Genomic DNA, 19,146 nt, shown 5'->3' with positions numbered 1-19,146 from the left:
TATATATCTATACTTTTCAGATAAAATAGGTGACTAAATTATATCTAATATTCTTTCAGTTGACCTTATACTATTATATACTGCTTATAACTTTTAGATTGTCTAATATACTCCTCTGCAGAATGCCTCAGAAACTTTTTTTCTTCTGCAGTAAGTTTTCTTATTACTTTTGCTGGAGAACCCATACATAATACTCCTGAAGGTATTTTTTTGTTTTGGGTTACAAGACTCCCTGCTCCTATAATAGTCTCTTCTCCAATTTCTGCATTATCCAAAATTATGGAACCCATTCCTATTAAAGAATAATTTCCAACTTTTCCTCCATGTATTATAGCATTATGACCTATGGTAACATACTCCCCTATTTCCGTAGGATTTTTATCAAGACTTGTATGTATGGTACAATTGTCCTGTATATTACTTCCTCTTCCCACATATATATGATTTAAATCTCCTCTAAGTACAGCACCAAACCATATATTTACATCCTGACAGAGTTTAACTTTTCCTATAATCTCTGCATTATCTGCTATAAAACAACTTTCATCCAATTCTGGCATATAGTATTTGAATTTTCTTATCATAAACCCTCACTCCCTTGAAAATTAGTATTCTTATCACACCTGTTTAAATTATATTCAATTTGCTCCCGGTATAAAAGCATCACATTCACACTTTATCCTATTTATTTTCTTCTATTTGCTCTATTGGGCTTAGCTTTGGGCCTTATCTTTATATCTTTACCCTTAGAAGATTTTCTCCCACTTGTATATATATCCCCATTTTTCAAATCTACAAACCATAAAAACAAGATTAAAAACACAGCAGAAGAAATATACTGCCATATGGTACCATTTAGATTATATTTAAAATAAGCCGAAATTACAGGAGGCAAGAAAAATGCTGCTATAGCTAGTATAAGAATCAGCCACTTATTAGGATGAAATTTATGTAATATATAGGATTTTAATAATTTATAAAAAGTTATCACAAGTACCGTCATAACTAGTACCTGTAAAACTACATTTAACCATGAAGGCATTTTATTTCCTCCTTTAATTTATCTATTCTTATACTATTATATACTCTAAACACAAAAAAATAAATAACAGTAATTTTTTATACAATAAAAAGGCTGTCCCAAATTTTTATTTCAAGACAGCTGTTTATTTAAAATATATATTTGCCTTTTCCTGGTTTTCTACTAAACACAGTAACTCCATCAATATCATCCTGTTGGCAAACAAACCTAGTCATTCTTTCAACTCCAAATCCAGCCCCAGCTGTTTTTGGAATTTCCCCTCTTTTAGCCAACTCAATATAATCTTTCATAGACTCTTCATCCATGCCTGCTTCTTTCATTCTTGTTATAATTCTATCATATTCATATTCTCTTTCTCCTCCACTTAATCCTTCTACATAACCCATAGGCCATATTAAATCATAGTTTTTATATGTTCCCTTGTTTTCTAAATCTTCAGCATCATAAAACTCTCTCTTGTGATTTATAAGCCAGAAAGGTTTAGTTGCTTTTTTTGAAGCAATGGCCTCAAAATCTTCTCCGTATTTAGCCCTTAATTCCTGAGTAGTATGTTTTTCAAAAGAACCTGATATATCTAAATGGGAAGTTCCTATTCCCAGTTTTTCAAACTCTTCTTTACACTCTCTTTTTATATAGGAAAATACTTGTCCTATTAACCCTTCCATAAATTCAAATATAGTATCCATAGTTGCATCCTTAAATTCAAAATCAACTTGGGTAAATTCAAATAAATGTCTCACGTCTCCTCTTTCTGGAAGTTCAAGCCTTACATTAGGTGATACAATGTATATTTTCTGTAAATATGGATTTGATAGAGCCAGCTGTTTATGAAATATCATTGACTTTGTAACATTAAACCTTTGTCCTCCATAAGTAAAATCACAATCTTCCACGCTGTGACAGAGAGGATCTGTTATAGGGGATATCATATTAGGTAAAAGCCTTACTACTCCATTTTTATACATATAATCATCTACTGACCTTAAAATAGCCTGTTGTATTTTAAGTATACTAGGTAATTTTTTTCTTTTAATTTTTTCAATTGCTTCATCTAAAAGCTTTAATTCTCCTTCATTTTCATCTTTTAATACATATGTTTTCATATATAAAAGCTCCCTTCATATTCGGATAAACTATTCATTTTTTGCTTTTAATTTCTTTAACAATATAATAATACTTTTTTGTATGAATTACAATATTACTAATTAATATTATAAAAATTTACTTATTTATCATATATAACTAGTTACTATTGAGCAATTAGAAATTATTTGTCAATGATAACGTTTAAAATTATTAATTTCATAAAGTTTCTGATATAATGTTATTATAGGATTGTTGTACATTTAAACTATAGCAAATTATATTAATGTAAATTTTATTAAAAAATTAAATTGATTTTAATAGATTTCAAAAGGAGGAAATATAAATTGAGCTTAAAAATTAACGGGTTAGATGATTTAGACCTTCAAATTCTTGACATTCTCTTAAAGGACTCAAGAACTCCTTTTCTAGAAATAGCTAGAAAATGTCATGTAAGCGGTGGAACTATACATGTTAGAATGAAAAAAATGCAGGATATGCACATAATTAAAGGTACAAAACTTATAATTGACAACTCTAAAATAGGCTATGATGTATGTGGTTTTATAGGTATATATCTTGACAAGGCTAAATCTTTCAAAGAAACTCTGGAACAATTGGAGAATATAAAAGAAATTGTAGAAATTCATTATACTACAGGTGAATACTCCATATTTATAAAAGTTATTTGTAAAAATATAACTGACCTTCAAAATTTACTTATGAATAAAATACAATCTGTAGATGGAGTACAGAGAACAGATACTATCATATCTCTTTTCCAACCTATAGATAGAAGTTTAAATATAGATATCTTAGATAGCAATCACTAGTTTTTATATCTTCTTTTTATTTTAACTTATAAATTTTAAGAATATGGAAATAATAAATACGGGCACAATATTTTATATAAAATAAAAAGGAGATGTAAATATGAAAACACTGGATATTATTGCATTAGTATTAGTTGTAATAGGTGCTCTAAATTGGGGACTAATTGGATTTTTTAGATTTGATCTTATAGCAGCACTATTTGGAACAATGTCTACCTTCACCAGGGTACTATACGCTCTTGTAGGTCTTGGAGGATTATATGCTCTTTCATTTTTCGGAAAGGAAAGAAGTTCCATGGATACAAGAGATGCAGGTGAAGTTAAATAGTTGTTAAAAAAATTATTTACCTTAAAAAAACGGAAAACTTTTTAATAAAGTTTTCCGTTTTTTAGGGTGCTATTGTTTTAAATTTTTTTTGATTCCTCTATTTACGGTATTTTCATAATCTATAAAATCATATACATCCTCTTCAAAAAGAAAACTGAATTTTTTTAGTTCATCTAAAGAAATATCTTCTATAACTCTATTCTTATCTTCACAATACAGCACAATTTCACCAATTACCTTATGTGCATCCCTAAATGCCATACCTTTATTAACTAAATAATCTGCTGCTTCTGTGGCATTTAAAAAACCTTTTTTAACTGCATTAAAGGTGTTTTTTTCATTGACTTTTAATGTGGAGAGCATACCACTCATAATCTTAAGACAGCTTAATACAGTATCTAAGGAGTTAAAAAGCTGTTCTTTATCTTCCTGCATATCTTTGTTATAGGCAAGAGGAATACCTTTCATAGTGGTTAGCAGTGATACAAGTGATCCGTATACTCTCCCAGTTTTGCCTCTTATAAGTTCTGCAGCATCAGGATTCTTCTTCTGAGGCATTATGCTGCTTCCTGTGGAAAATTCATCATCTATTTGTATAAAATCAAATTCTTTACTGCTCCATAGTATAAGTTCTTCACTTAAACGACTTAAATGCATCATTATTATAGAGAAATCTGATATTAGCTCTATAACATAATCCCTGTCACTTACACCATCTAAAAAGTTATCTACAGGTTTTTTAAATCCCAATTCCAAAGCAGTAAAAGTTCTATCTATATTATAAGTAGTTCCTGCTAGTGCACAGCATCCCAGAGGGCTCTCATCCAAAATAGAGACAGCATTTAATATTCTCTCTCTATCTCTTCTAAGCATATGATAATATGCCATCACATGATGTTTAAAGGTTACTACCTGTGCTCTCTGAAGATGAGTATACCCCGGCATTATTACATTATTTTCATTGCCAAGCTTTTCTATTACATCCTGAAGATGCTCTATATTCTCAACTACTTCTAGAGCCTTTCTTTTAGCATATAATCTAAAGTCTAAAGCTACTTGATCATTTCTACTCCTGGCAGTATGTAATTTTTTTGCTACCTGTCCTATTCTTTCTATTAAATTAATTTCCACAAAGCTATGTATATCCTCATAATCTCCTTCTACTTGAAGTCTGCCTTCCTCTATATCTTTTAATATAGATTCCAGTCCACTTAATATAGCTTTACTCTCTTCTCTAGATAAAATATTACATTTAGCAAGCATTTTAACATGGGCCATACTTCCTTCTATGTCTTCCTTGTAAAGTTGTCTATCAAAACTCAGAGAACTATTAAAATCCTCCATAAGTTTATTTTCAGATTTTTTAAATCTTCCTCCCCAAAGCTTCATAACCTAGTTTCCCTTCTCCTCTTCTATCATAGCTTTAATTTTATATGGAAGACTAAATATTTTAATAAATCCTTCAGCATCTTTATGATCATATAATTCACTTGCACCAAAGGATGAAATATCCTCATCATATAGTGCATATGGTGCATCCACTCCAGCTACCATAACATTTCCCTTATAAAGTTTTAACTTTACACTTCCTGTTACATTCTTCTGGGTAACTTCCACAAAAGCATCTAGAGCTTCTTTTAAAGTACTGAACCATAATCCATCATATACAAGTTCTCCATATTTTTGAGATATTATCTGCTTATAATGTGCCGTATTCTTATCTATAGTCAGTCTTTCAAGTGCAGCATGAGCAGCATATAATATTGTTCCACCTGGTGTTTCATACACTCCTCTTGATTTCATGCCCACTAATCTATTCTCTACCATATCTACTATTCCAATTCCATTTTCTCCACCTAATTTATTAAGAGTTTGCATCATTTCTACTGGAGGCAATTCTTTTCCATCTAATTTTTTAGGAATACCTTGTTCAAAATACACCTCTACATAAGAAACTTCATCTTTTGCCTTTTCTGGAGGAGTTGTCATAAAATACATACTGCTTTTATGTTCATTTTTAGGATCTTCCAGATCTCCTCCTTCATGGCTTACATGCCATATATTTTTGTCATTTGAATATATTTTTTCTTTAGTTACAGGTACTTCTACCCCTTTAGAATTTGCATAATCTATAGCATCTTCCCTAGATTTTATATCCCATATCCTCCATGGTGCTATTATGCCCAATTTAGGATCAAAACTTGCTATTCCTACTTCAAAACGTACCTGATCATTACCTTTTCCAGTACATCCATGAGCTATATATTTGGCTCCTTCTGCATGGGCTATTTCTACCAGTTTTTTTGCCATAAGTGGTCTTGCAAGGGAAGTTCCAAGTAAATATGCATCTTCATACATTATATGTGCTTTTACTGCACTAAATAAATACTTCGTCACAAATTCTTCTTTTACATCTTCAATATATACTTTCACTGCCCCTGTTTTTATCGCCTTATTTCTCACTGCTTCCATATCATCATCTTGTCCTACATCTATACAAGCAGCAATAACATCCAAATCATAATTTTCCTTAAGCCAAGGAATAATGATTGAGGTATCTAGTCCTCCTGAATATGCCAACACAACTTTATCTTTCATAAAATCAGACCTCCAAATTATATCAAAATTTTTTATATACTATGCCAACAGCTAGTTAAACTTAATAACTACTCTTTCTTTAATTAATACTATTTTATCTGAAAACTATACTTTATGAATCCTAAGAAAATTATTTCAAAAACTATTTTATAACCTTATCTAAGAAAGCCTTTGTCCTAGCCTCTTTAGGGTTAGAAAATATCTCCTCTGGAGCACCCTGCTCAACTATTTTTCCTCCATCCATAAATATAACTCTATCTGCAACTTCTTTCGCAAAGCCCATTTCATGACTTACAACCACCATAGTGATCCCATCTTTTGCCAAGTCCTTCATTACATTCAAAACTTCTCCTACAAGTTCTGGATCCAGAGCTGATGTAGGTTCGTCAAACAACATTATATCTGGATTCATAGCAAGAGCCCTTGCTATAGCGACCCTTTGCTGTTGTCCTCCTGAAAGTTTAGATGGATAATAATCCATTTTATCTCCAAGTCCAACTTTATTTAAAAGTTTTTTGGCTCTTTCAATTACTACTGATTTCTTTTCCTTTTTTACTATCAAAGGAGCTTCCATAACATTTTCAATAGCAGTCATATGGGGAAATAAATTAAAACTTTGAAATACCATTCCCATTTTAGTAGTTATTTTTCTAAGTATTTTTTTATCTTTAGGATTTAATTCTTCCCCTTCTATAATTATGGTTCCACTGTCCAAGTTCTCCAGGTGATTTAAACATCTCAAAAGAGTACTTTTTCCGGATCCCGATGCTCCTATTACTACTAAAACTTCTCCTTTTTTTACCTTTATGTTTAAATCTTCGAAAACTGTTAAATTATTAAAGCTTTTAGTTAAATTTATTCCCTCTATCATATATTCTAATTTATCCGAATCTTCATAGTTATTTACTATTTTTTCCATATAATTATACCTCCAGTTATATTCTACTATTAACTATAAATAGCTAATTTTTTCTCAAATGCCGAAAACACAGTTGTAAATACAGTTGTCATTATAAGATATAAAATTGCTGCCGTAAAAAATACAGATATGGGATCAAAACTGCTTGCATATATCTGCTGAGCGGATCTCATAAGTTCAACCATTGCTATAGTAGATACCAATGAAGTATCTTTCAATATAGCTATAAATTCATTGCCTACCGGAGGTATTACAACTTTCCAGGTTTGAGGTAATATTATCCTTCTCATAGTTTCTCCATAACTGAATCCTAGAGCTTTAGCTGCTTCAAACTGTCCTTTGTGTATAGATTGTATTCCTCCTCTTATTATCTCTGCCATATAAGCACCACAATTTAAGGAAAGTCCTATTACAGCTGCAGAAAATGGCTTAAGTTCTATGCCCACAAAAGGTAACCCATAGTAGAAGAAAAATAATTGAAGTAACAAAGGAGTTCCTCTAAACACCCAGGTATAAATACTTGATATGATTCTTAATATCATACTTTTAGATAGTTTTAAAAGTGCTAAAAATATTCCAAGAATTGTTCCAAATATTAAAGCAATAACTGTAAGTTCTATGGTCATTACACTTCCCTTTAATAGAATAGGTAATATGTCTTTAATAAATCCCACGTTCACTGTTTTTATACACTTCCTTCTGCATATATTTATTTATATATGTCTTCCCCAAACCATTTAGTTGAGATTTTAGACATTGTTCCATCTTTTTTTAAATCATTTACTGCTTTTTGTACTGCTTCTTCTAGTTCCTTATCACCTTTTCTAAATCCTATGCCCATTGGTTCACTAGTAAGCTTCTCACTTAATACTTTATATTTTCCATTTTTTGATGCATTTGTAACATAATATCTTCCTACAGGTTCATCAATTATTACAGCATCAATTCTACCTGCCGCAAGATCCTGGAGCGCTTCTGTAGCCTTGTCATATTTTTTAACTTCTTTTAACTCGCTTAATTTCGATGCAGATTTCTCCCCTGTTGTTCCAAGTTCCACCCCTACAGTTTTACCATTTAAATCACTAACACTTTTCACTTCTGTATTTTCATCCTTAACAATCACAATTTGTCCTGCCATTACATATGCTTCTGAAAAATCTATTTGTTTTTTTCTTTCATCTGTTATACTCATTCCAGATATTATAGCATCAAACTTACCAGAGTTCAGTGCTAAAATTATACCACTAAAATCAGTACTTACAAATTCAGTTTTCACTCCAAGTTTTTTTCCTATGGCACTTGCCATATCCACATCAAATCCCTGAAGAGTATTTTTACTATCCCTAAATTCCATTGGAGGAAAAGAATCTTCCAATCCTATTTTTAAAACCCCTGCCTTTTTTACTTTTTCAAGAGAATTTTGTGTCTCATTACTGCTGCTATTACCACAGCCTGTGAATAAGGCAACTGTAAAAATGATCATTACTAACGAAATTATTGCCTTTTTAAAATTTTTCATTATTTCTCCCCTTCTCTAAAAATAATTAAACTTTAACTCCTTAGGTTAAGTATATAAATAATTATACATATATTATTATAATTATGCAATACCTTCTTGATTTTTTTAAATATATTTTATACACAAATAAAAACTGCACTTATATTAAACAAATATTATTTAATATAAGTGCAACTTTTAATAAGCATTTCTATACCTTTCCATACTTTCCTTAAATAATTCTGCAGTTGACGGTGGAGTATAAGAAATAGCATTTGCACCTGCCTGTATTGTTTCCCTAATGCTATCTTCAGTTTTTCCGCCCGTAGCTATTATAGGAAACTCTTTATAATTTTCTCTTATTTTTTTCACAAGATTTGCACTATTCTTACCTGCAGATACATTTAGTATGGACGCTCCTGATTTTATTCTCATTTCAATATCATCACGCTCGGATACTACTGTAACTACAATAGGAATATCAATAGACTCCCTAACCGCTCTTATGACTTCATTGGATGTAGGACTATTGACTACAACTCCAATAGCTCCTGTAAATTCAGCATTTAATGCTAAATTTACAACCCTTTTTCCCATAGTAAGCCCTCCCCCTACGCCACAAAATATTGGTACATCAGAAGCCGTTACTAAGGCTTCACTTATAACTATCTGTGGAGTAAAAGGATACACTGCTAAAATTGCATCTGCATTTATATTTTTTATCACTGCTATATCTGTAGTAAATGCAAGGGATTTTATTCTCTTACCAAAAATATTTATCCCACTAGCTTCTCTAATTACAAGGGGCAGGTTTATCATATGATCTCTGAGTGTCCCTCTTATTTCTGGTACATACTTTACACTTTTTTGATTAGCTCCTTGACTCATTTATTATCTCTCCAAATCAGCTTTTATACAATTTTACTTTCATAACTATTTTATATTAATCTGAAAAAATATTCTATAAAAAGATTTAATTTAATATAATTTCACCCACATCATTTGACTAATATTAAATTAAAAATACCTTTTCTGCTATTTTAACCGCCTCTCTGGCATCTTTGGCATAATAGTCTGCTCCTATCATGTCTGCATAATTTTGATTCAATACTGCTCCTCCCACTACAATTTTACAATTCAGATTATTTTCTTTTATAGCTTCTATAGTTTTTTTCATACTAGCCACAGTAGTAGTCATAAGTGCACTTAACCCAACCAACTTTATATTATTATCCCGTACCGTATTTACTATATCATCTATGTCCACATCTCTCCCCAAATCTATAACCTCAAAGCCATAATTTTCAAGCAGCACTTTAACTATATTTTTACCTATGTCGTGTATATCACCTTTTACTGTAGCCAGTACTATTGTGCCTTTTTCCAAGTTTTTTTGTCCACTACTTAACATATTCTCTTTTATTATTTCAAAGGACTTTTTTACAGTCTCCGCTGACTGTATAAGTTGAGGTAAAAATATATCTTGCATCTCATACTGTTTTCCCACTTCATCTAGTGCAGGAATTATATAAGAATTTACTATTTCAAGGGCTTTTTTATTCTTTAAAAGCTCTGTTGTCACAGCTGAGGCTTCATCTTCAATTCCATCAATAATCAATTGTTTAAGATCTTTTAAATTGTTATCCTCTATATTTTTGATGAGACTATTTCCTTCCCTTTTTAGCTTTTCATCTTTGGACTTATTTCCATATTTAGTTACATATTCTTTTCCTTCTTTATCTACATTGGTAAGAACCTCAAAAGCAGCTATAACTTCCTTCATAGACTCATCCGCTGGATTCATTATTGGTAAATTCAATCCTGCCTGCATGGCCAATGCGAGAAAAGTTCTATTTAATATACTTCTGTTCGGAAGTCCAAAGGATATATTACTCACTCCCAAAACAGTTTTTACTCCAAACTTTTCTTTTACTATTTTTATAGCTTTTATCGTTTCCAACACTTCTTTTTGCTGTGCAGACACAGTTAAAGTTAAACAATCTATTACTATATCTTTTTTATTAATGCCATAAATACTTGCAGTCTCAATTATTTTTTCTGCAATTTTTACCCTTCCCTCTGCAGTATCAGGTATTCCTTTTTCATCTATAGTAAGGGCTATAACACATCCACCATATTTTTTTACTATGGGAAATACTTCTTCCATGGATTTTTTACTTCCATTTACAGAGTTTATTAATGGTTTTCCATTATATATTCTTATTCCCGCTTCTAAAACTTTTGGATCAGGACTATCTATACTAAGGGGCAATTGAACTACTTTCTGTACTCCCCTAATTGCCCTTTTCATAATTTCAACTTCATTAATCTCCGGGAGTCCCACATTTACCCCAAGTATATTAGCTCCTTCTTCCTTTTGACCTATAGCCTCTTTTTGTATATAATTTATGCTTCCCTCTTTTAATTCTTTTTTGTATATCTTTCTTCCCGTAGGATTAATTCTTTCCCCAATGATTTTTATTTTTTTATCTATTATAACTGTATCTGTAGCAGAACACACTGCTGTATAATTCTTTTCTGCTATATTTAAAGGTGATATCCCCTTTAAAGCTTCCCTACATACCCTTATAAATTCTGGAGTAGTTCCACAACATCCACCTAAAACTCTAACCCCTTTTTGAGCCATAGTTAATGCATTCTCCGCAAAATCTTCAGGGGATATATCGTAAATTGTATTTTCTCCATCATATCTTGGAAGTCCTGCATTAGGTTGTATCATAACAGGTATGGAAGAATATTTTAAAATTTCCTCTACAATTCCCTGCAGTTCTTTAGGTCCTAAAGAACAATTAACGCCAAGCACATCTACCCCCAATGCCTCCATCACAAATACCATGGTTTTAGCATCTGTCCCCATGAGAGTCCTTCCATCCTCCTGAAAAGTCATTGTACAAAATACGGGAAGAGTACTGTTTTCCTTTGCTGCAAGGACAGCCGCTTTTGCTTCATACAAATCAGTCATAGTTTCTATCAAAATCAAATCCGCCCCATATTCTTCTCCTATAACAACTTGATTCTTGAATAATTTATATGCACTTTCAAAGGTTAAAATTCCTGTAGGTTCCATAATCTTTCCAATAGGCCCTATGTCAAGAGCCACCAATTTATTTCCTGCTTCCTTTTTTGCAAGTCTTACTCCAGCTGAAATCACATCTTCTATATTGTAATCAAACGAATTATATTTTAATTCATTAGCTCCAAAAGTATTTGTTGTTATGATATCCGCTCCTGCATCTAGATATTTCCTATGTATATCCCTTATTATGTCAGCATTTGTAATGTTAAGTACCTCTGGCAATTCCCCTAATTTAAGTCCCGCTTTTTGAAGCATAGTGCCCATAGCTCCATCAAAAAAAATAAATCTATCATTGAATTTAGCTGCTAAATTTTCAAAATTCATTCTGTATCCTCTTTTCCCAAGTAATCTATACCTGATTAAACTATAACTTTATATTTATACATATAATATCATTAATTTTTTATTTATATACATTCTAATCACATTTGTTATTCTTATTTTTCATAATAAATATTTTAATATTGATTGTCAACACTTTTACAATATTCTACCATTACAAAAATAAAAAATAATTATTTTTTATTTTTCTATTGACAAGTATTATATATATCTGTTACTATTTTTTCAATCGAATACGGAACTTCTTATCCAGAGAGGCGGAGGGACTGGCCCTATGATGCCCGGCAACCTGAATAGTAAGATTATTATTCAACGGTGCTAATTCCAGCAGGTTAATACCTGGAAGATGAGAAGCATGAAGAAAATCTTCTTGTATCTCATTTACAAGAAGATTTTTTATTTTTCTTTATATTACAAACAAGAGGTTTCGTGCAGGATATTAAAAATCATAAATAAAAATACCCCATGTAAAAATATCAAGGAGGAATATATAATGAGTGAAAAGAAATTATCATTTGAAACATTACAAGTACATGCAGGACAGATACCAGATCCAACCACCGGTGCAAGGGCAGTTCCAATATACCAGACCACATCTTTCGTTTTTAAAGATGCAGATGAAGCTGCAGATTTTTTCCAACTAAAAAAACCTGGAAATGTATATGGCAGAATAATGAATCCTACTGAAGATGTATTTGAACAAAGAATAGCAGCCCTTGAAGGAGGCTCTGCAGCCCTTGCTACATCATCAGGAATGGCCGCAATTTTATACTCCATACTTAATGTGGCAAATTCAGGAGATGAAATAGTATCAGTGAGCACATTATATGGTGGAACTTATGAATTATTTAAAGTGACCCTAAAAAAACTTGGAATCAATGTAATATTTGTAGATCCAGATGAGCCTGAAAATATTCGAAAGGCTATTACTTCCAAGACTAGAGCAGTTTATGGGGAGACAATAGGCAATCCAAGGATCAACGTTTTAGATATAAAGGCTGTAGCAAATATTGCACATGAAAATAAGATACCTTTTATTATAGACAATACCTTTGGAACACCTTATCTTATAAGACCAATAGAACACGGTGCAGATGTAGTTATTCACTCTGCAACCAAATTCATTGGAGGTCACGGGGCTGCGATAGGTGGAGTTATAATTGATGGGGGTAAATTTGACTGGGTCGTAAGTGGTAAATTCCCTGATTTCACTACACCTGATGAAAGTTATGGTGGATTGGTATATTCAGACCTAGGTGCTACAGCTTTTGCCACAAAAGCAAGAGTTCAGCTTTTAAGAAATACAGGTGCTACAATAAGCCCTCAACATGCTTTTTATTTTCTGTTGGGTCTTGAATCCCTATCTTTAAGAGTTGAAAGACATGTATCAAACACAAGAAAAATAGTAGAATTTTTAAATAACCACCCAAAAGTCTCCTGGGTTAACTATCCTGAACTAGAAAGTAGTCCTTACAGAGAACTTGCTAAGAAGTACCTTCCAAAGGGAGCAGGTTCCATATTCACCTTTGGAATAAAGGGAGGCCTTGAAGCAGGAAAGAAATTTATAAATAGCCTAAATCTTTTTTCACTGCTTGCCAATGTAGCAGATGCTAAATCTCTGGTAATTCATCCGGCAAGCACTACTCACGCAGAACTGAACGAAGAACAGCAAAAATCAGCAGGAGTTACTCCGGATCTTGTGAGACTTTCCATTGGAGTTGAAGGTGTTGAAGATCTTATAGAAGATTTAGAACAAGCTCTTGACAAAGCTTAATTCATATATTATTAATACCCTTTAGTTAATTTAAAAAATCCCTGGATCCGTATAAGTAGTCCAGGGATTTTCAACTTAATTATTTGTTTTTTTCACTAGGTTTAATAATCCTCCGTACCTTATCATATTCCTCTGTCTATCTGTAACGTCAAATATCATTCTGTATTCCTCTCCCTTAGTTTTGTTGGTTACTATAACAATATTGCTGTTAATCTGTGTTAACGCATCTTTAATTTCCAATTCATCCATAACATTTATTTTGTCATAGTCCTCTAAATTTTCAAATACTAAAGTAATTATTCCATTATTTATGAGATTAGCCTTATGTATTCTGGCAAAAGATTTGGCAAGCACTGCCTTTACACCTAAATAAAGTGGTGCTAAAGCAGCATGTTCCCTACTGGAGCCCTGACCATAATTACTTCCTCCTACTATAAAGCCCCCTTGGTTTTCCTTTGCTTTCTTAGGAAAATCTTCATCACAGGGAGTCAGACAATATTCAGCCAGATAAGGTATATTGGATCTATACGGTAAAAGCTTGGCATTAGAAGGCATTATATGATCCGTAGTTATATTATCTCCTACTTTTGTAAGAATCTTACCTTCTACAACATCTCCCAAAGCTTTTGCCTTTGGAAAAGGCTTTATATTAGGTCCCCTTACTACCTGAATTTCTCTTCCATCCTTTGAAGGAGCAACTATCATATTATCTTCTACTAAAAATTTAGAAGGCATTTCTATATCAAATTGCTCTCCTAAAGTTCTTGGATCCGTAATATACCCTGTTAATGCAGAAGCTGCTGCAATTTCCGGACTAACTAAATATATTTTAGCAGATTTGGTTCCAGATCTTCCTTCAAAATTTCTATTAAAAGTTCTAAGTGACACAGCATCAGTGGATGGTGATTGACCCATTCCTATACAAGGTCCACAGGCACTTTCAAGTATTCTAGCACCTGCTGCCACCATTGAAGCTAACGCGCCGTTTTCAGCCAGCATGGTAAGCACCTGCTTAGAACCTGGAGATATTACTAAAGATACATTTTCACTTACAGTATTTTCTTTTAATATGTTTGCAACTTTCATCATATCCGCATAAGAAGAATTGGTACAGCTTCCTATACAAACCTGATTCACTTTTATACTTTTTAGTGAAGATACAGACACTACATCATCAGGACTATGTGGACATGCTACCATAGGCTCAAGAAGAGATAAATTTATCTCCATTTCTTCATCATATACTGCATCTTCATCCGGTTCTATGGAATAGAAGTCCTTTTCTCTTCCCTGTGCTTTTAAAAATTCCAGTACCACATTATCACTAGGAAATATAGAAGTTGTGGCGCCAAGCTCTGCACCCATATTGGTTATAGTGGCTCTCTCCGGTACAGATAGTGTTTTGACACCCTCTCCAGTATATTCGAAAATCTTTCCTACCCCGCCTTTAACTGTGAGTCTTCTCAGCATTTCCAAAATTATGTCCTTGGCCGTAACCCAAGGGCTCAATTTTCCAGTTAAGTTTACCTTTACAATAGAGGGCATATTTACATAATATTCTCCTCCTCCCATGGCTACAGCTACATCTAATCCACCTGCACCAATAGCAAGCATTCCTATTCCTCCACCAGTGGGAGTGTGACTATCTGAACCTAAAAGAGTATCTCCTGGCACTCCAAATCTCTCCAAATTTACCTGATGGCATATTCCATTTCCCGGTCTTGAAAAATATATACCATGTTTTTTTGCCACAGTTTGAATATAAAGATGATCATCTGCATTTTCCGGGCCAGATTGTAGTATATTATGATCAATATAGGCTACGGAACGTTTTGTTTTAACCCTATCTATTCCCAATGCCTCAAATTGAAGGTAAGCCATAGTTCCTGTAGAATCCTGCGTGAGAGTTTGATCTATCTTTATAGCTATTTCTTTTCCAGGTATCATCTCACCTTTAACTAAATGATTTTTTATGATTTTCTGTGATGCATTTAATCCCATTACTATCCTCCATTTTTGTAAATTAAGAACCAACTACTAGCTAGCTCTTTCTTCTGTTTTTTCAACAATTTCTGGCATTACTTTGCTCACTAATAATTCTAACTCATTATTGCCTATTACGCTAGTCCTTCCTGATCTATATTGTTCATCTACCCACATTTTTATTTGATCAATTCTTGGATCATTTTTATTCACCTTATCATTATCCTTTAGTCTATAATAAGTATTCACCCAAGCTGCTATTCCTGCACGACCAGAATACTGACTTACTGCAACTACTACAGGTCTCCCTAAAATTTTATCTGTATCAAATATATTATAGATTTCTTCATCTTTCAATATACCATCTGCATGTATTCCCGCTCTTGTTACATTAAAATCAGTGCCTACAAAAGGAGTTCTTACAGGCACAGAATAATTGATCTCCTTCCTAAAATATTCTGTTAATTCTGTTATAACATTAAGTTTCATATTTTTTGTATTTCCTTTTATTTGTGCATATTCAAATATCATAGCCTCTAAAGGACAGTTGCCTGTTCTCTCTCCTATTCCTAGAAAGGAAGTATTTATAGAGGCTGCCCCATATAGCCATGCAGTTGAAGAATTAGTTACTACTCCATAAAAATCATTATGTCCATGCCACTCTATCCATTCTGAAGGAACTTCACAAATATTTCTAAGTCCATGTATAATTCCCTGTACGCTTCTTGGAATTTCCACTCCATTATAAGGTACCCCTAATCCCAAAGTATCACAGGCCCTTATCTTTATAGGTATATTGGCCTCCTTTGACATTTTCATAAGTTCATTTACAAAAGGTACTACAAATCCATAAAAATCCGCCCTCGTTATATCTTCCAGATGACACCTAGGACGAATTCCACTATTCAATGCTTCCCTTACCAAATCTAAATACATATCCATAGTTTCTTTTCTTGTCATCTTAAGTTTTTTAAATATATGATAATCAGAACAAGACATAAGCATTCCTGTTTCTTTAATTCCCATATCCTTTACCAACTTTAAATCTTCTTTATTTGCTCTTATCCAGGAAGTTACTTCCGGAAATTCATATCCTCTTTCCATACATACTTCTGCAGCTTTTCTATCTTTCTTTGTATATAGAAAAAATTCCGTTTGTTTTATTATTCCTGAATTATTATCTAACTCATGAAGATAATCAAAAATCCTAACTATCTCTCTAGAAGTATAAGGAGGCATGGATTGTTGTCCATCCCTAAATGTAGTATCTGTAATATATATATTATCTGGAAGATCCATAGGTAATTGTATATTATTAAAAACTATCTTTGGCACTTCTTCATAGGGAAACATTTCTTTATAAAAATTAGGATCATCTACATTGTTCAATTTATAATCATAAGAACATTTTTTCATATAAATCATCTCCTTATTTTGAATATTGGATCTATAACATAAAATCAATTTTTGAATTATTTTAACAAGGTAAATTCACATATATCTTTACCCTTATATGTAAGAATATTATATTTATACTTAAAATTCAAATAGTTATTAGATATAAAGGACTCTAATAACTATAGATAAGAATAATTATGCTTATATTGTAGCACTTTTATTATATTTTAGCAAATAAATTTTATCCCATCAGCATACATTTGAATAAAACGTATTCATTTCCTTTAATTATATACAAAAAAGGATTTTTTATATTATATATTGGCTCTATCGAATTGCAATTTTATTTTTACAAATGTACATGAATATAATTATTCCTATGATATAATTAATAAGGCAATATATGAAATAAAAATATAATATTACAGAAAGGGAGTTTTTATTTATGTTAAGAACCATTTTATTTTACTTTATTTTCTTCTTGTATATGATATACTCGTTAATGAAGAAATTTAAGTTGAATAAAATTAGGAAAACCCAAAATGAAGAAGAAGCTGAAGACTACATAAATATAGCTTTAATAAAATGGGCTGATTTTATACTGAAACTTATAAATGCCGAAATAGCCTTAAAAGGAAAAGAAAACATTCCTAGTTCTACTTGCCTATTTGTATCAAATCACCAAGGTTTTCTAGACATACCCATAATAGTTCATTCCGTAGATAGAACAGTAGGCTTTATAGCCAAAAAGGAAATATTGAAATTTAAACTGATTGCTTACTGGATGAAACAAATAAAATGTGTTTTTATAGATAGAAAAAGTATAAGAGAATCTATGAAATCCATAAATGAGGCAGCTGAAATATTAAAAAGCGGACACAGTATGGTAATATTTCCAGAAGGCACCAGAAGTAAAGGTCCTAAAATAGGTGAATTTAAGAAAGGAAGTTTAAAATTAGCCTTAAAAGCACAGGTTCCTATAGTTCCCATAGCTATAGATGGCAGTTACAAATTAAGAGAAGGCAATAAATATAGTATGATAAAATCAGCAAAAGTAAAAGTAACTATATGTAAACCTATATATACAGAAAAACTCTCCAAGGAAGAGTTGTCTAACATATCAAATACTGTAAAACAAGAAATACTTAAACATATACCAGTTACTAATAACACAAACTAATTATCACAACAGGGTGGTTGAATTCTATGAATTATATAAAAAAATATTTTAATATAATAGTTCTATTAATATCAATAACTTTTTTAATATCCGGCTGTGTGGATTTAAAAAGTAGCCAAACAAGTAACTCATCTACAAATTCTTCAGAATTTGTAGTACATTATATAGATATTGGCCAGGGAGATAGTGAACTTATTCAAATAAATAATAAAAATTTACTGATAGATGCAGGGCCAACTAAAAATACTAATAAGCTTTTATCCTATTTAAATAGTATAAATATTAAAAAATTGGATTATGTAATTGCCACCCATCCTGATGAAGATCACATAGGTGGCATGAGTACTATAATAGATACATATCCTATAGGAAAATTTTACGCTCCCAAAAAAACAGTTACTACCAGAACCTTTGAAAATATGATAACTGAATTAAAATCTAAAAACATGAAAATAAATGTTCCAACAGCAGGTATGCATTTAGATTTAGATGAAAATACTAAAGCAGAAATAATAGCTCCAAACAACAATAACTATGAAGATACCAATAATTATTCTATAGTTTTGAAAATATCTTATGGAAATACCAAATTTCTTTTTACAGGGGATGCAGAAAAGTTAAGTGAAAAAGAAATTCTAGATAAAAACTATGATATATCCTCAAATGTACTAAAGGTTGGTCATCATGGTAGTTCTAACTCTACATCAGATGAATTTTTAGATAAAATATCTCCTGAAATAGCCATTATAAGCTGTGGCGAAAACAATAAATATGGACACCCTCACAAAGAGACCCTAAGAAAACTAAAGAAGAGAAATATACGTATTTACAGAACTGATATTGATGGAACTATAATACTTACAAGTAATGGAAGAGATATAGTTAAAAAGTAACTATATCTCTATATCTTTAAAAATACAACTCAAAAAATAAAAATGGCTCCGTGGAGAGGACTTGAACCTCCAACCCTTCGGTTAACAGCCGAATGCTCCACCATTGAGCTACCACGGAACAACCAAAACCGGCAGCGACCTGCTCTCCCACAGGGCCTCCCCTGCAGTACCATGGGCA

17 protein-coding genes, 1 tRNA gene and 1 riboswitch are annotated in these 19,146 nt (G+C 31.9%); of the genes, 5 read left to right on the top strand and 13 right to left on the bottom strand.

The features are described from left to right. Nucleotides 1-65: 65 nt before the first annotated feature. From V7Q02_RS12135 to V7Q02_RS12125, 3 genes are all read right to left on the bottom strand, one after another. Nucleotides 66-584 (bottom strand): gamma carbonic anhydrase family protein, encoded by a 519-nt coding sequence (locus V7Q02_RS12135; protein ID WP_333861275.1) that lies wholly within the window; start codon nt 582-584, stop codon nt 66-68. 101 nt (nt 585-685) lie between these two features. Continuing rightward, on the bottom strand, nt 686-1,042 hold the full coding sequence (locus V7Q02_RS12130) for a hypothetical protein (RefSeq protein ID WP_333861274.1): 357 nt from the start codon (nt 1,040-1,042) through the stop codon (nt 686-688). Between the two features lie 128 nt (nt 1,043-1,170). Further along, nucleotides 1,171-2,145: an asparagine synthetase A gene (locus V7Q02_RS12125; protein WP_333861273.1), complete on the bottom strand. Its 975-nt coding sequence runs from the start codon at nt 2,143-2,145 to the stop codon at nt 1,171-1,173. A gap of 327 nt (nt 2,146-2,472) precedes the next feature. On the opposite strand from V7Q02_RS12125, the gene V7Q02_RS12120 reads away from it, so the two are divergent. Both V7Q02_RS12120 and V7Q02_RS12115 read left to right on the top strand, forming a co-directional pair. Next, the gene (locus V7Q02_RS12120; protein WP_333861272.1) at nt 2,473-2,958 is read left to right on the top strand and encodes an Lrp/AsnC ligand binding domain-containing protein; all 486 of its coding nucleotides are present in this window, start codon (nt 2,473-2,475) and stop codon (nt 2,956-2,958) included. A 100-nt stretch (nt 2,959-3,058) separates the two neighbouring features. Continuing rightward, on the top strand, nt 3,059-3,286 hold the full coding sequence (locus V7Q02_RS12115) for a DUF378 domain-containing protein (RefSeq protein WP_333861271.1): 228 nt from the start codon (nt 3,059-3,061) through the stop codon (nt 3,284-3,286). A gap of 69 nt (nt 3,287-3,355) precedes the next feature. On the opposite strand, the gene argH is transcribed toward V7Q02_RS12115, so the two are convergent. From argH to V7Q02_RS12080, 7 genes are all read right to left on the bottom strand, one after another. After that, nucleotides 3,356-4,675 carry an argininosuccinate lyase gene (argH, locus tag V7Q02_RS12110; protein WP_333861270.1) on the bottom strand — a complete coding sequence of 440 codons (1,320 nt, stop codon included), beginning with the start codon at nt 4,673-4,675 and terminating at the stop codon, nt 3,356-3,358. Between the two features lie 3 nt (nt 4,676-4,678). Further along, nucleotides 4,679-5,884, bottom strand: a complete 1,206-nt coding sequence (locus V7Q02_RS12105) for an argininosuccinate synthase (protein WP_333861269.1) — start codon at nt 5,882-5,884, stop codon at nt 4,679-4,681. 142 nt (nt 5,885-6,026) lie between these two features. After that, a complete protein-coding gene (locus tag V7Q02_RS12100; protein WP_333861268.1) occupies nt 6,027-6,803 on the bottom strand; it encodes an amino acid ABC transporter ATP-binding protein in 777 nt (258 codons plus the stop codon). A gap of 29 nt (nt 6,804-6,832) precedes the next feature. After that, nucleotides 6,833-7,483 carry an ectoine/hydroxyectoine ABC transporter permease subunit EhuC gene (gene ehuC / locus V7Q02_RS12095; RefSeq protein ID WP_333861267.1) on the bottom strand — a complete coding sequence of 217 codons (651 nt, stop codon included), beginning with the start codon at nt 7,481-7,483 and terminating at the stop codon, nt 6,833-6,835. A 29-nt stretch (nt 7,484-7,512) separates the two neighbouring features. Further along, complete coding sequence (locus V7Q02_RS12090) at nt 7,513-8,322, bottom strand: ABC transporter substrate-binding protein (protein WP_333861266.1); 810 nt, start codon at nt 8,320-8,322, stop codon at nt 7,513-7,515. Between the two features lie 177 nt (nt 8,323-8,499). Then, complete coding sequence (locus tag V7Q02_RS12085) at nt 8,500-9,189, bottom strand: hydrolase (protein WP_333861265.1); 690 nt, start codon at nt 9,187-9,189, stop codon at nt 8,500-8,502. A gap of 124 nt (nt 9,190-9,313) precedes the next feature. Next, nucleotides 9,314-11,722, bottom strand: coding sequence for a homocysteine S-methyltransferase family protein (locus tag V7Q02_RS12080; protein WP_333861264.1), 2,409 nt, complete (start codon nt 11,720-11,722; stop codon nt 9,314-9,316). A gap of 260 nt (nt 11,723-11,982) precedes the next feature. Further along, a riboswitch (SAM riboswitch) is annotated at nt 11,983-12,093 on the top strand. 140 nt (nt 12,094-12,233) lie between these two features. On the opposite strand from V7Q02_RS12080, the gene V7Q02_RS12075 reads away from it, so the two are divergent. Continuing rightward, a complete protein-coding gene (locus V7Q02_RS12075; protein WP_333861263.1) occupies nt 12,234-13,514 on the top strand; it encodes an O-acetylhomoserine aminocarboxypropyltransferase/cysteine synthase family protein in 1,281 nt (426 codons plus the stop codon). A 75-nt stretch (nt 13,515-13,589) separates the two neighbouring features. Here V7Q02_RS12075 and V7Q02_RS12070 read toward each other — a convergent pair whose 3' ends face one another. Together V7Q02_RS12070 and V7Q02_RS12065 are read right to left on the bottom strand one after the other, a co-directional pair. Beyond that, nucleotides 13,590-15,515, bottom strand: coding sequence for an aconitate hydratase (locus tag V7Q02_RS12070; protein ID WP_333861262.1), 1,926 nt, complete (start codon nt 15,513-15,515; stop codon nt 13,590-13,592). A gap of 36 nt (nt 15,516-15,551) precedes the next feature. Beyond that, nucleotides 15,552-16,922 carry a 2-isopropylmalate synthase gene (locus V7Q02_RS12065; protein WP_333861261.1) on the bottom strand — a complete coding sequence of 457 codons (1,371 nt, stop codon included), beginning with the start codon at nt 16,920-16,922 and terminating at the stop codon, nt 15,552-15,554. A 418-nt stretch (nt 16,923-17,340) separates the two neighbouring features. Here V7Q02_RS12065 and V7Q02_RS12060 point away from each other — a divergent pair, with 418 nt between their 5' ends. After that, entirely contained in the window at nt 17,341-18,075 is a 735-nt protein-coding gene (locus tag V7Q02_RS12060; protein WP_333861260.1) for a lysophospholipid acyltransferase family protein, read from the top strand. A gap of 26 nt (nt 18,076-18,101) precedes the next feature. Beyond that, entirely contained in the window at nt 18,102-18,968 is an 867-nt protein-coding gene (locus tag V7Q02_RS12055) for a ComEC/Rec2 family competence protein (RefSeq protein WP_333861259.1), read from the top strand. A gap of 43 nt (nt 18,969-19,011) precedes the next feature. Here the strand turns inward: V7Q02_RS12055 and V7Q02_RS12050 are convergent. Beyond that, nucleotides 19,012-19,086 (bottom strand) — tRNA-Asn (locus tag V7Q02_RS12050). Nucleotides 19,087-19,146 lie beyond the last annotated feature (60 nt).

It is taken from the genome of Clostridium sp. (assembly GCF_036781005.1).
Taxonomy (GTDB): Bacteria; Bacillota; Clostridia; order Clostridiales; family Clostridiaceae; genus Clostridium_B.
This window is presented reverse-complemented; position numbering and strand designations above follow the sequence as displayed.